The following is a 13,860-nucleotide window of genomic DNA, read 5'->3' as shown; positions in this document are numbered from 1 at the left end:
CGGTGCAGCGCAAGGGCGGGATCGAACCGGCGCCGGTGGACGTCCGCATCGTGGCCGCCACCAGCGCCTCCCTGGGCGAACGCATGGCCAAGGGCGAATTCTTGGAAGACCTGTATTACGGGCTAAGCGTCCTGCCCATCTATGTCCCGGCCCTGCGCGACCGGGCCGGGGACATCCTGCCCCTGGCCGAACACTTCCTGGGCGAATATTCCAAAAAGCTCGGCAAACCCCTGCGCCGCATCTCCACCCCGGCCATCGACCTCTTAAACCAGTACCACTGGCCCGGAAACGCCCGGGAGCTGGCCAGCTGCATGGAGCGCGCGGCCATGCTGTGCGACGAGGGCGTGGTGCGCACCTATCACCTCCCCCCCACCCTGCAGACCGCCGAAAGCTCCAACACGGGCCCCAGCCTGTCCTTTGGCGAGGCCGTGGCCAAATTCGAGCAGGAACTGCTCATCGAGGCTCTCAAAAAGGCCCGGGGCAACATGTTCCAGGCCGCCCGCGATCTGCGCGAAAGCTACCGGGTGGTCAACTACAAGGTCAAAAAATACGGCATCGACCCCAAGCGGTTCACCATGGGCCGCCGGGGATAAGGCCCAAAGGCCCCGGGAGGTCCGCCTGCCCGGGGCCTTTTCATTTGCCGTCGGGCGAACGCCGGGGGCAAAGTCATTTACCTTTGGCCCCGCCCCCTGATACACTTGCCGCAACACCCCGCAAGGAGCCGACGCATGGCCAGCCAGTCCAGCTACGACTATTATAAAGACGACATCACCCGCATGCCCGCCCCGCGCTCCATCGCCCAGACCCTGCTTCTGGACAAGCGGGTGCGCCGGGTCACGGCGGCCGAGGCCTATGATCTGGCCAGGGGCCAGCACGACGTGATGGAGACGGACCTGCCCATCTATCCCCCGGCGGCCAAGCGCCTGGGGCTTCCCGAAGGGGCCACGGTCTTAAACAACTGCCACGGCAAGATCGTGGGCCGCACGGCCAAGGCCCGGCGCTTCTACACCCGCATGAGCGCCTCGGAACGGCGCAAGGTGGAGGCCGATCTGCGCGAGGCCGTCTTCGAGATGCAGAAATATCCCCTCATCAAGGCCAACGCCATCCTCGGCCTGGATGCGGATCTCATGATTAAGGCCACCATGGTGGCCACCGAGGACGACGCCATCAACGTCTTCAACTGGCTGGCCAATTTCACCCCCTTCGAGGAACTGGCCGAGAAATATGCCCAAAGCCCGACTTTGCCCATCCAGGACATCCTCATCGTGGGCTTCAACCACTGGCGCACCACGGACCCCTATTATCACAACGAAGGCGGCGCCCAACTGGCCCTGGTGGACGAAGACGCCAACGTGGTCGTGAACCTGGGCATGCGCTATTTCGGAGAACGCAAGAAAGGCACCCTGACCCTGGCCTGGACCTCGGGCATGCGCCTGGGGATGGCCGCCTGCCACGGCGGCATCAAGGAACTCGACTTCTCCAAGACCACGGAGAAAAAATTTCACGTGCTCGGCAAGCGTTCCATCGCCTTTTTCGGGCTGTCGGGCACGGGCAAGTCGTCCCACACCAACTCCCATGACAACGGCGCCACCCTGCCCGAGGGTTTCACCAAGGTGGTGCTGCACGACGACGCCTTCCAGATCGACTGCGAGCAGAAGGTCTGCCGGGTCTGGGAGCCCACGCTTTTTGACAAGACCGATTCCCGGCCTCTGGCCCATCCGGACTGGAAATACATGATCTCCGTCCAAAACATGGGGCTCACCCGCCTTCACGGCAAGGTGCTGCCCCTTGGCCAGGATGTGCGCAACCCCAACGGCCGGGCGCTCATCGACCGCGATCTGCTCGGGGTCTACGTTAACCGCTGCGCCTTCCCGGACATCATGGTCTGGCTCATGAAGGACACCTGCCTGCCGCCCGTGGTCCGGTTCATCGACAACAGCCTGGCCGTGGCCATGGGCGCGTCGCTGATGACCCGACGCAACCTGGCCGAGAACGTCTCCGAGGAGGAGCTGAAAAAACTGGTCTTCGAGCCCTTCGCCAATCCCTTCCGGGTGTATGAGCTGTGGAAGGACGTGGAGGCGTTTTTAAAGGTCTTCGAGAACGGGGCCACGGGGTTCTGCTTCAATTCCGTGGGGTTCTGGCGCACCTCGGATCGGGATCTGCGCAAGATACCGCTCCAGACGTCGCTTACCCTGCAAACCGCCCTTTTGACCGACCGCCTGACCTGGATCGACTGGGACGTGCTGCCCGGGGCCCAGATCCCGGATAAAAAAAGCGTGGAGAAGATCCTGCCGGGCTACGGCGACCGCTACGACCCGGCCAAGGTGGAAAATCCCGAGGATTACGCGGCCACGGTGCGCGACCGGTTCATGCAGCGCCGCAGCTTTCTGCAAAATTCCGATCTGCATCACAAGCCGGAACTTTTGCTCAAACTGGTCAATTCACTTATGGTGAAATGCTGATCGCGGCGCCTTGCGCATCCGCAACGGCCGGGGGATGGAGTGCTCCCCGGCCGGAAACCCGTCCGACCACCGAACGGCCATGAACTTTCGCCATATCGTCTTTGTCGCCGCCTTTTTCGTGGCCCTGCCCTTTCTGGCCTATCTGCTGTATTTGAGCCACAGCCAGAGCGTGGACCCCACCCAGATCATTTTCCTGGCCTTCGCCTTCTCGGTGACCTTCCCCACCCTGATCCTTTTGTCCCTTTTGCTCTTCCGCAGCCTCGTGGTCCTGGTTCTGGCCCTTCCGGCCTATATCGCCCTGATCATCGCCGGATACACCCGGACCTACATGGCCTTCGGCATCCTGTGCTCGGGCCAGACGACCCAGACCCTGCGCGACTGCCTGTATTACAGCGTGGCCACCTTCACCAACACCGGCTGCCCGGACTGCGCCCCCACCCCCGATCTGCGCGTCCTGTCCGCCTCCGAGTCTTTTTTCGGCTACCTGGCCCTGGGGGTGTTCTGCTCCTGCCTGATCGTCATTTTGGTGCGGCTCATCGCCTCGGACAAGCTGCGGCAGTAAGCCGCTGTGCGCATCCGGCTTCTTCCGCTGTGTCCCGGCGCATCCTGCCTGGCTGATCCGGAGAGTCCGGGGGGAGGCGGCTTCCCGGCTGGGGGCGTTGTCAGAATGGGCCCAGGCCTCGTTCCTGAAAAGGATACGCCCTTTCATTCTTGGTTTTTTCCACAAATATGCCGAACCCGTTACGTATTTTCCGTTCGTGCCTTGTCTTGTCCAAAAAACCCCATGCACCGTGTCGATTCTTTTCTGCAAAAGACTTTCTTTCTTGCCTGAATTCACAAACTGTGGTTATCATTCCATTTGAATCGGATTTCTCCGGGGTATCCCACCGGCATTGGAGAAACCCGATCATCCTCGTCCCTATCAACCTCGGAGGCTTCCATGTTCGCCAATCTTCGAATCGCGGTAAAACTGGGCATCGGTTTTGGGCTCTTGCTGCTCTTCACTGCCGTCGTGGCCTCCGTCGGTTGGTTCAGCCTCGGAGCCATCGCCGACCGGGCCAGCAAGATGGAAGGGGTCAACACCATCGTGTCCGAAACCCTCCAGGCCCGCATGGACGTCCTCTATTTCATGGACGCCAAAGACGCCTCCCGAGTGGAGCAGTTCAAGAAGCGGGTGGAGACCATCATCACCCAGGCGGCCACCCTCAAGGCCAGCTTCAAAAATATCGCCAATCGGGAAAAGATGGACGCCATCACCGCAGCCATCAAAAGTTACGACGAAGGTTTTGGGAAATACATCGAGGCCGAACGTTCGCGAGACGCCACGGTCAAGGAAATGGTGGCTGCTGCGGCAGGCCTGCAACAGACGGCCGAGACCCTGACCAAACGCGCCAGCGCCGAAACGTCCCAGGGGGCAGGCGACGCCGGATCGTCCGGGGCCAAGATCGCCGGCATCACCCAGAACTTCCTGCTCTCGCGCATCGAGGTGCTCTACTACCTGTGGCGGGGGGACAAGGCCCGTACGGACAACGCCAAGGCCAGCCTGGACGCGGTGATTGGAACAGGCCGAGAGATGGCCTCGGTAAGCATCGCGGCCGAGGAAAAGGCCCTTCTGGCGGACATCGTGGTCAAGGCCGAGGCCTACAAAAGCCGTATTGACGACGTGGTCAAGGCCGGGGACACCCAGGCCGCCCTGGTCAAGGACATGGCGGTCATGGCCGGAAACGTGAGCAATCAGGCCGAAGGGGCCCTTGCCGCGCAAAAGGAGAGCATGGCCACCGACTCCCGCCAGGCCACCATCACCAGCCTGTCCGTGTCCGCCGTGGCCGTCCTGGTGGGCGTCCTCTTCGCCTTTTTCATCACCCGGGCCATCAGAAACGGCGTGAACCGGGCCTTCCGCGTGGCCGAGGCCGTGGCCGCAGGCAATACCGAAGAGGATGTCGTGGCCGCAAGCACCGACGAGATCGGGCAGCTCCTTGGGGCCATGGGGCGCATGATCGAGGCCGAACGCACGGCGTCGCGGATCGCCTCCAACCTGGCCGACGGGGATCTGACCGTGGAGGTCGCGCCGCGCTCGGACAAGGACGAGATGTTCCGGTCCTTCCGGGAAATGGTGGAGAAGCTGCGCGAAGTGGTTTCCGAGGTCCAGGCCGGGGCCGAAAACGTGGCCTCGGGCAGTGAACAGATGAGCGCCTCCTCGGAATCCCTGTCCCAGGGCTCAACGGAACAGGCGGCGGCCGTGGAGGAATCCTCGGCGGCCATGGAAGAGATGGCCTCCAGCATCAGCCAGAACGCGGACAACGCCAAGCAGACCGAGGCCATTGCGGTCAAGGCCGCACGCGACGCCGAGGAGTCCGGATTGGCCGTGAACCAGGCCGTGGCGGCCATGAAGGTGATTGCGGGCAAGATCTCCATCATTGAAGAAATAGCCCGCCAGACGGATCTTCTGGCCTTAAACGCCGCCGTGGAGGCGGCCCGGGCCGGAGAGCACGGCAAGGGATTCGCCGTGGTGGCCTCGGAGGTGCGCAAGCTGGCCGAACGCAGCCAGGGAGCGGCCTCGGAGATCACGGAGCTGTCGCGCTCAAGCACCGACATCGCGGCCCGGGCCGGGGAGCTTCTGGGCAAGCTCGTGCCGGACATCCAAAAAACCGCCGACCTGATCCAGGAAATCAACGCCGCCAGCCAGGAGCAAAGCTCCGGGGCCGGACAGGTCAACAAGGCCCTGCAACAGCTCGACCAGGTCATCCAGCAAAACGCGGCGGCCTCCGAGGAACTGGCCTCCACGGCCGAGCAACTGTCGGCCCAGGCCGAACAACTCCAGGCCACCATCGCCTTTTTCGACATCGGCCAGCGCGAGATCAGACGTCCTGTCGCCCTGCCCCAGGCCCAGTCCCAGACCCGGGCCCCCATGCGCCGTCCGGCCAAGGCGGCCCCCGCCGCCAGACCCGCCCAGGCCGCCAAGCCCGGCGGCCTCAAGCTGCGCATGTCCGAGGGACCGTCGGCAAAGGGCGGCGATGACGATGATTTCGAAAGTTTTTAATGTCCGGATCGCCACGTCGCGCGGAGAAAGGCCATGATGCAGGAAGAAGGAGCCGGATACCGTTTTCTGACATTTACCCTGGGCGAGGTGTTTTTCGCCCTGGACATCTCTTCGGTCCGCGAGATCCTTGACCTTCAGGACATCACCCGCATCCCCGGCGCGCCGGACTACATGCGCGGGGTGGTCAATGTGCGCGGGACCGCCGTGCCGGTCATGGATCTGCGCATGAAATTCGGGCTGGGGAGGGTGGAAAAGACCCTCAACACCCGCGTGGTCATTGTGGAAATCACGAAAAACGAGGCCACGTCGGTGGTGGGGGCCATGGCCGACTCGGTCAAGGAAGTCCTGGAGCTCGAACCCGAGGCCATCGATCCGCCTCCGGCCATGGGGGCCACCGTACGTACGGATTTCATCCGGGGCATCGGCAAGCACGGCGGCCGCTTCATCCTGATCCTGGACGTGGACAAGGTCTTCACCAGCGAGGAGATCCTGGACGTGGCCCGGGTCGTCGAGGATGCCGCCCGGGGAGCCGAGTCCGGGGAGGCCTGATGCCGTTTTGCAGGCGGTGTTCGCTACAAAGGAAAACGCCATGACCATGGATCAGGCCGTATCGACCTACCGCGACGAGGCCCTGGAGCTTCTGACCGAACTCGAACGGGCGATTCTCGACCTTGAAGCCGATCCCGGGGACAAGGAGAGGATGGCGGCCTGCTTCCGGGCCATGCACACCATCAAGGGCGGCGGGGCCATGTTCGGTTTCGAGGAAATCTCGCGGTTCACCCACGAGATCGAAACCACCTTCGACATGGTGCGAAACGGCAAACTGGCGGTCACCCCCCAGCTTCTTAACGCCACCCTGGCGGCCGGAGACCACATCAAGGCCCTGCTGTTCGTCGCCGAGGGCCCGCCTCCGGCCGATCTCCTGGCCCGTTCGGAGGAACTTTTGACCGTCTATCGCCAGATGTTGGCGGAGATCGGCCTGGCCGCGTCCGGTGGACCACAGACTGCGGCGAAGGCTGCAGACGCGCCGCCGCCAGTGCTGGACGGAACGGACGCCTGCGACCTGCCGGACGCCGGCCCCCCTTTAATGTATTGGATCCATTTCGCCCCTGCGGCGGATCTGTTGGCCAACGGCACCGAACCCCTGGGGCTGTTCGAGGAGCTGGCCGCCCTGGGGCCGTACCGGGCTTACGCCCACGTCCAGGACATTCCGGCCCTGGATGACCCCGGACACGATCCCGAAGGGCTCCACGCCGCCTACGACATCCTGCTCATGACCTGTCGAGGCGAAAACGCCATCCGCGACGTGTTCCTTTTCGTGGAAGACTCTTGCCGACTGGCCGTGATCCCCCTGGTTCCCGGCAGGCTCCGGGGCGCGGACTTTGAAGAATTCCTCCCCTTTTTCGAACACATGCCCCCGGGCGAGGACCAAACCGTGGCCGCCTCGCGGCTGCGGACCCTGGTGGAGGGCAAGCTGCGCCAGGTGGAGGCCATCCGGACCAAGGGGCATCCCAAGGAGCAGGCCCCGAAACAAAAGCAGGACACGGCCCCGGCCAGCGCCTCCCTGCGCGTGGATTCGGCCAAGCTCGACGCCCTGGTGAACATGGTCGGGGAGCTGGTCATTCTCCAGTCCCGCCTGCGCCAGGCGGTCAAGGGCGAGAACATGGCCGCCGCCTCCGATGTGGACGAGGATCTGGAGCGCCTCACCGACGCCATGCGCGACAGCGCCCTGGAACTGCGCATGCTGCCCATCGGCACGGTCTTTTCCGTCTTTTTACGGCTGGTTCGCGACCTGTCCGCCTCCCTGGGGAAGGAGGCCGTCTTTGTGGCCGAGGGGGCGGAAACGGAACTCGACAAGACGGTCATCGACCGCCTCAAGGACCCGCTTATCCACATCATCCGCAACAGCCTGGACCACGGCATCGAACCCCCCGAGGAACGCACCCAGGCCGGGAAGCCCCCGGCCGGGCGCATCGTCCTGTCCGCCGGGCATTCCGGCGGCAACGTGGTCATCCGCATCCGCGACGACGGCCGGGGCGTCGATCCGGCCCGCATCCGCAAAAAGGCCGTGGAACGGGGCCTGCTGTCTCCGGACGCCGACGTGCCCGAAAAGGAGCTCCTGGCCCTTTTGTTCGAGCCGGGATTCTCCACGGCCGAAAAGGTGTCCGACGTCTCGGGCCGGGGCGTCGGCATGGACGTGGTGAAAAAAAACATCGAGGCCATGCGCGGCACGGTGGACATGGAAAACGTCCTGGGGCAGGGAACGACCACGGTCATCACCCTGCCCCTGACCCTGGCCATCATCGACGGCTTCAACGTGCGGGTGGGAGGGGAATCCTACATCGTGCCCCTGACCAATCTGCGCGGCTTCCAGGAACGCTTCCTTACCGGCCAGCCCCGCCAAGTGGAGTCCATCGAGCGCATGGGGCATCTGATCCCCCTGGTCAGCCTGCGGCGGCTGTTCGCCGTTCCCGGCAAGCAGCCTGACTATGAGCGGGTGGTGATCGTGGAGGCCGACGGGGAGATGACCGGCATCGCCGTGGACGTGGTCGTGGGACGCCAGCAGGCGGTGATCAAAAGTCTGGACGAATCCTACCGCTATCTCAAGTGGATCGCCGGAACCACCATCAACGGCGACGGGAGCATTTCGCTTATCCTGGATGTGCCGCGGCTTTTGCGCATGGCCAGGGAGCAGTACGAACGCACGGAAGAACGGGAGGCGCTCACCTGACGCCCCCATCTCCCGGGCGGATGACGAGGCAAACGCCATGGACGCCCAATCGACGGTAAACGCAGCGGAAAAAACAGCGACCCTGCGCCTTTCCGGTCCCTGCGGCACGGAGCACGCCGCCGCCCTGGCGGCGGCCTGGGGTGCGCTTTTGGTGCAGATGGACGGAGCCCTGAGCCAGGAAAAATCGAAAACCGCTCCACCGTCCCAAGGCTTTGTCGCGGTCCTGGATCTTTCCGGGGTGACCGGCGTAGGGCTGGCGTTTTTCGAGGTCATGACGGCGGCGGCCAAGGCCCTGGCCCGGCGGGGCATCGCCGTGTCGCGGCAGGGCGCGCTTCCGGATTCCCTGCGCCAGGCCGCGCATCTGGCGGGATTTACCACCGCCCCCGGCCTTGGCTGTCTTTTCGCCCCACCACCGGACGGCCAGACGGCCCAGGCGCGTCCCTGACACGGCAGGATTGTCCCTCTCCCCGGCGTCGCCGCCGCGCCGCCAACCTTCTGCGGCGCACCGGTTGGCGCGGGAAAACACACCGCATCGACCCGGCCGCGTCTTCTCGCAGCGGCCAGGGCCGGGGCAGCCCCCGCATACCGTGTCCTTGAACCTCGCGAACCCGAAGTTCAAGGACAACGATTGAAGAGAACCTTCCTTTCTTAAAAAACTGCTTTTCCAGGGGACGCTGCCCTAGAATTCGAACCGCAGCCCCACGGCCCCGGCCTGGCTTTGGGCGCCCTGTCCCAGGAACTGGCCGGAATAGCGGGCGTACAGCGAGGTCGAGGCCGACACGCCCACGCTCACGCCAGCGTCGAGCAGCATGACGTCCCGGGCCGGATCGCCGGTTTTCGAAGAAAACCCCGAGGTCGGCGAACCGTTGAACCGGGCCGAAATGCTCTGGCTGTCGTTCAAAAATTCGTGGCCCCAGCGCAGGGACACGTCCGGGGTGATGGTGGTCGTCTCCCCCAGGGCGAAGGTTCCCGTGACCTTGGCCCCCAGACCGCTTTTCAGGCTGTTCCCGGAAAATCCGCTCACCGTAAGCCCCAGATCGGGGTCGGATTCCGCAAATCCCGGGGTATTCACGTAGCCGTAGTCCAGGGTGCCCACGGGACCGGCCTTCCATGCCCCGAAGGTCCATTCGTAGCCCGTGGACAGCGACCCCCCGAACAGAAACGAGGTATAGTCCCCCGAGGGTTCCCGCGACACGCCACCGAAGGCGATTCTGCGATTCAGGCGGTTCACCGCCGCCCCGGCCTGGACCAGCCCGTCGAAATAGAACCCGCCGGACGCGGCCGAGGCGTACACACCGCCCAGGAAGGCGTCCGAAAAGCCCGACGAATCGGCCGCATCCTTGAAACGCAGGTCGGAATGCACATAGCCCACCTGGAACCCGGCCAGGAAGGCGTCCGTCAGTTGGGCGTCGCCGCCCGCCATCACCCCGTACTGCCAGGACTGGAACCCCGTGCGGTTATGCCCGTTGTCAAAGGTCTGGTACTGGCCCACGGGCTTGACGAAAAGCCCGAACCCGTCGCCTTGTCCAGCCTGCCCCACGCCCGCCCCGCCGATATCGCGCAGGCCCCCGGAGGAGGCCAGTTGCGGCAGGCGGCTTATGTCCCCGCCTGGAAAGGCCGCAAGCAGCGTCTCCCCGCCCCGGCGCCTGGCGTAGGCCCGGTCGCGGATGGTGTCCGAAAAAAGCCGCATGGCCGAAAACGACGTCTCCACCAGGGCGCTGTAGGGCTCGGGCGACAGTTGGGCCAGCCCCTCGGAAACCTGGGCTGTGGACATGAAATCCACGCTGCCCAGAATCTGCTGCAAGGCCGGGGTGGCCGCGTACGTGGCCCCGGTCAGGCCCAGCCCGGCGGCCACGGCGTTCCCGTTGGCGGCGGCGATGCTGTAGGGCAGACGGTTCACCGTGGCCGTGACATCGGTGGCGGTGGTGCTCAGGGAAAAAACAAGGAACGGGCTGCCGCTGGCGGCGACATTCTGGAATCCGCCCGCCAGGCCCCCCGTGGAGGAAATCAGGGTGTAGCTTTGTCCCTGCCGGTAAAATCCCTGGGCCACGTCCAGGCTCAGGGCGCCGCCCAGGGTGGTCAGGCCCGAGACCAACACCAGATCCGAGGCGAAGGGATTGATCTCCATGGCCAGGACGCCGCCCCCGGCCAGGGTCAGGTTCCCGTTGACGGTCATGGTCCCGATGGAGGTTCCCGGGGCGATGACGCCATTATTGATCACATTGCCGTTGATGGTTCCGGTTCCCAAAAGCGTGCCGTCATCGGCCACGGTCACCAGGGGGGCGGTCAGGGTTCCGGCCACCAGGGACGTGTCGCGCAGGGTGACGTTTTGCCAGGTTTCCAGGGCCGCCCCGGAAAAGATGTGGTACTGCGTGGAGTCCAGGGTTCCGGTCACCCGCAAAAGCCCCTCCACGACGGCCGTGCCGCCGGTGTAGGTGTTGCTCCCGGACAGGGTCAGCACGGCGTCGCCGTCCTTTATCAGGCTGCCTGAGCCCGAGATGTCGCCGCCGTAGGTTTTGTCCGCGCCCAGGTCGATGATGAGCGAGCCGTCGTTTTGCGTGTCGCCCGTGATGGTCACGTTCTCGTTGATGCGAAGCGTGGCCAGGGCGCCTACGGCCAGATCGCCGAAGGTCGAGGCGTTGTCCGTCGAGAGGGCGAGATTCCAGTTGGCGGCCGAAAGGCCGTCCCCGGCAACCAGATGGTCCACGCCCAAAAACAGGTTGTCCAAAGCGCCCGTACCCACGAGCCCCAGGGTGTTGTCGCCGGTCCCCAGATCCACCGTGCCGAGAAGCGTGGCCCCGGTCCCCAGGGTCACAAGGTTGTCGGCTGTGCCGACGATCCACCCCCCCGCCCCGTCCGAGACCCCGGCCCGGATGGCGTAGCCCTGGCCGCCGCCCGAGGCGTCCACGCCCGCCAGGACGCCGGTCACGTACAGGTCCATGGGACCGGCTGCGGCCACGGCCACGGCGATGCCCTCGGCCTCGGCCGACACCGCGCCGGAGAGGATCGCGCTGCCGCCGCCTGCGCCGTGGATGCCGCCCTGGGCCTGGATGCCCACGGCCGTGTTTCCCCCGGAAAAAGCGTCGACAGTCCCACTGAGGCCGCTCAGGACCACGTCGCCCCCGGAGGCGATGCCGAAGGCGCTGCCGACGTCGGACACGACCTGGATGGACCCGTCGCTGGACATGCCGCCGATGACCACGTTGTATCCGGTATCCGTGCGCAGGCCCACGGCCTCGCCGGACTCGGCGATGGCCGTCACAATTCCCCGCAGGGCGTCCACGGTGATGTCCCCGTTCATGGCGTCGACGGCGATGGCCCCGGAGTCGGCAGAGGCCCCGACGAGAGCGTTTTCGGCGAGCGTCCCGATGGTCACCGCGCCGTTGCCGAGGATGCCCACGGCGTCGTCGCCCTGTGCGATGCCGACCACCGCACCCTCCAGCCGACCGATGGATACGTCGCCTACGGCGGAGAGGGCATAGGCCCTGTCTCCAGGGGTCAAGGCGTAGATAATGCCGTCGCCCAGGGTTGTGATGGTCAGATTCCCCTGGGACACGATGCCGTAGGCATCTCCGATTCCTGCCTGGGCAACGATGAGCGTATCCGTCATGGTTCCGATGGCGATGTCGCCTGCAGCGGACAGACCGCAGGCGTCGCTGCCCCAGGTCGTGGCCATGATCTGTCCATAGGACATGGTCCCCAGGGTCAGATCGCCGCCAGCGGAGACTCCGGAGGCGTTGCTGCCGCCCGCAACGGCCATGACCGCCCCCTGGCTCCACGACCCGATGCTCACCGAGCCGCCGGAAGATAGTCCGAAGGCCCCGTCGCCTCCGGCCTCGGCAGAAACGACGCCATCCATGGAACCGAGGGACAACCCTGCGTTGCCCCTGATGCCGAAGGCCCCGTCGCCTCCGGCCTCGGCCGTGGCGTTGCCGTTGTAGCCGAAGGCGTCGATGGCCAGAGAACCCGCCGACGCGATGGCCGTGGCGTTGTCGCCCGTGCTCTGGGCTGAAAAGGAGATCACGTTGGCCCCGTCCACCGTCCCCAGGGACGTGGCGGTCAGGGCGGCGACGTCCGAGCCCCCGGACAGGCTCACGGCCACGTCGCCGCCCGAGGCGTTTACGAAGGAGGCCGTCTGGGTCAGGATCAGGCCGCCGGTCAGGCTGATGGTCCCGGCTGCGCCGGAAGCGAAGCTGACCAACCCGGGCTGGCCCGAGGCGTTGAGGTCGGCCACGGCCTGGGAGAGTGAGCCGACGCCCGTGGGCGCGGTGGTGGTGACCGGATAGGAGGGCTGGGCCCGGGCCGCGCCGGGCGCAAGGCACCAAAAGGCTGCCGCCAGGGCGGCAAGACAGCGGAGGAAAGCGGAACCAAGGCGGACAGCGGACAGACACGGCAACGGGACAAGGGAGGACCGATCATGCGGCATGGCGAAACTCCTGAATTTGACGGTGCGAAGCCTATACCCGAAGATGGAAAAAATGGATAGCCGCCATATCGGTTTTCCTGCATGAGGAAGGAGCGCCGACCGGACGTCCCCTCACGCACATTGCCACGGCGCAGGCCTCACCGGCTCTTCGCCGCATGGGGCGCCGCCGCACGACCGGGCAATTCCGTCCCACTGAAGAATCAAAACTCGTACCGCACCCCCACGGCCCCGGCCTGGGTCTGGGAGCCCTGCCCCAGGATCTGGCCGGAATAGCGCAGGTAGAGCTTCGTGGAATCCGACACCCCGACGCTGACCCCGGCGTCCACCAGCAGGTTGTCCCGGGTCGGCTCGCCGGTCTTGGCCGTAAATCCCGAGGTGGGCGACCCGTTGTACCGGGCCGAGATGTTCTGGCTGTCGTCCAGAAACTCATGCCCCCAGCGCAGCGACACGTCCGGGCTGACGGTCGTCTTCTCCCCCACCGTAAACGTGCCCGAGACCTTGGCCCCCAGGCCCGACTTCAGCGAATTGCCGGAAAAGCCCTGCACCGTGAGCCCCAGTTCGGAATCGGATTCCGCAAAGCCCGGGGTGTTCACGTAGCCGTAGTCCAGGGTGGCCACGGGACCGGCCTTCCATGCGCCGAAGGACCATTCGTAGCCCGTGGACAGGGAGGCCCCGAACAGAAACGAGATGTATTTGCCCTCGGGGTTTCGTGAGATGGAACCGAACTCGATCTTGCGCGACAGCCGGTTCCAGGCCGCCCCGGCCTGCACCAGAGCGTCGGCGTGGAATCCGCCCGAGGAATAGGCGCCGTAGAGGCCGCCCAAAAACGTATCCGAGCGGCCGCTGGACTTGGCCGTGTCCGAGAACGACAGGTCGGAATACACGTAGCCCACCTGGAACCCGGCCAGCAGGTTGTCGCTTATGGCCATGTCTCCCCCGGCCACCACCCCGTACTGCCAGGCGTCGAATCCCGTGCGGTTATGCCCCTTGTCGAAGCCCACGTACTGCCCCACGGGCTTGACGAAAAGCCCCAGGGCCCCGGCCTGGCCGGACCTGGCGGTGATGCCGCTTGGCGCGTCGCTGGCGATCTGGCGCGAAGCCAGTTCCGTCATGCGCGACATCTCGCCGCCGGGGACCATGGCCAAAACCGACTCGCCGCCGCTGCGCGTCGCGTAGGCACGCTCCCGGATGGTGTCCGAGA

9 protein-coding genes are annotated in these 13,860 nt (G+C 65.3%); 7 read left to right on the top strand and 2 right to left on the bottom strand.

Annotated elements, in window-relative coordinates:
• The 7 genes from V3572_RS14105 to V3572_RS14075 all read left to right on the top strand — a co-directional run.
• A partial coding sequence (locus V3572_RS14105; RefSeq protein ID WP_332111654.1) for a sigma 54-interacting transcriptional regulator occupies nucleotides 1-593 on the top strand: 593 nt, incomplete at its 5' end.
• 135 nt (nucleotides 594-728) lie between these two features.
• Nucleotides 729-2,462, top strand: coding sequence for a phosphoenolpyruvate carboxykinase (locus V3572_RS14100; protein WP_332111653.1), 1,734 nt, complete (start codon nucleotides 729-731; stop codon nucleotides 2,460-2,462).
• A gap of 79 nt (nucleotides 2,463-2,541) precedes the next feature.
• Nucleotides 2,542-3,024: an Ion channel gene (locus V3572_RS14095; RefSeq protein WP_332111652.1), complete on the top strand. Its 483-nt coding sequence runs from the start codon at nucleotides 2,542-2,544 to the stop codon at nucleotides 3,022-3,024.
• A 378-nt stretch (nucleotides 3,025-3,402) separates the two neighbouring features.
• Nucleotides 3,403-5,502 carry a methyl-accepting chemotaxis protein gene (locus V3572_RS14090; RefSeq protein ID WP_332111651.1) on the top strand — a complete coding sequence of 700 codons (2,100 nt, stop codon included), beginning with the start codon at nucleotides 3,403-3,405 and terminating at the stop codon, nucleotides 5,500-5,502.
• Nucleotides 5,503-5,535: 33 nt separating this feature from the next.
• On the top strand, nucleotides 5,536-6,051 hold the full coding sequence (locus tag V3572_RS14085; protein WP_332111650.1) for a chemotaxis protein CheW: 516 nt from the start codon (nucleotides 5,536-5,538) through the stop codon (nucleotides 6,049-6,051).
• 40 nt (nucleotides 6,052-6,091) lie between these two features.
• Nucleotides 6,092-8,233 carry a chemotaxis protein CheA gene (locus tag V3572_RS14080; protein WP_332111649.1) on the top strand — a complete coding sequence of 714 codons (2,142 nt, stop codon included), beginning with the start codon at nucleotides 6,092-6,094 and terminating at the stop codon, nucleotides 8,231-8,233.
• Nucleotides 8,234-8,270: 37 nt separating this feature from the next.
• Nucleotides 8,271-8,678 (top strand): hypothetical protein, encoded by a 408-nt coding sequence (locus V3572_RS14075; protein WP_332111648.1) that lies wholly within the window; start codon nucleotides 8,271-8,273, stop codon nucleotides 8,676-8,678.
• 234 nt (nucleotides 8,679-8,912) lie between these two features.
• Here the strand turns inward: V3572_RS14075 and V3572_RS14070 are convergent, their stop codons facing one another.
• Together V3572_RS14070 and V3572_RS14065 are read right to left on the bottom strand one after the other, a co-directional pair.
• A complete protein-coding gene (locus V3572_RS14070) occupies nucleotides 8,913-12,659 on the bottom strand; it encodes an autotransporter domain-containing protein (protein ID WP_332111647.1) in 3,747 nt (1,248 codons plus the stop codon).
• A 200-nt stretch (nucleotides 12,660-12,859) separates the two neighbouring features.
• Nucleotides 12,860-13,860: autotransporter outer membrane beta-barrel domain-containing protein (locus tag V3572_RS14065; RefSeq protein ID WP_332111646.1), on the bottom strand; the 1,001-nt coding region annotated here is incomplete at its 5' end.

The organism is Desulfolutivibrio sp., from assembly GCF_036584575.1.
Classification (GTDB): domain Bacteria; phylum Desulfobacterota; class Desulfovibrionia; order Desulfovibrionales; family Desulfovibrionaceae; genus Desulfolutivibrio.
This window is presented reverse-complemented; position numbering and strand designations above follow the sequence as displayed.

What these genes read in the sequence shown, in the direction of transcription:
- V3572_RS14100 (WP_332111653.1), top strand. Translation starts at nt 729, where the DNA reads ATGGCCAGCCAGTCCAGCTACGACTATTATAAAGACGACATCACCCGC.
- V3572_RS14095 (WP_332111652.1), top strand. Translation starts at nt 2,542, where the DNA reads ATGAACTTTCGCCATATCGTCTTTGTCGCCGCCTTTTTCGTGGCCCTG.
- V3572_RS14090 (WP_332111651.1), top strand. Translation starts at nt 3,403, where the DNA reads ATGTTCGCCAATCTTCGAATCGCGGTAAAACTGGGCATCGGTTTTGGG.
- V3572_RS14085 (WP_332111650.1), top strand. Translation starts at nt 5,536, where the DNA reads ATGATGCAGGAAGAAGGAGCCGGATACCGTTTTCTGACATTTACCCTG.
- V3572_RS14080 (WP_332111649.1), top strand. Translation starts at nt 6,092, where the DNA reads ATGACCATGGATCAGGCCGTATCGACCTACCGCGACGAGGCCCTGGAG.
- V3572_RS14075 (WP_332111648.1), top strand. Translation starts at nt 8,271, where the DNA reads ATGGACGCCCAATCGACGGTAAACGCAGCGGAAAAAACAGCGACCCTG.
- V3572_RS14070 (WP_332111647.1), bottom strand. Translation starts at nt 12,659, where the DNA reads ATGCCGCATGATCGGTCCTCCCTTGTCCCGTTGCCGTGTCTGTCCGCT.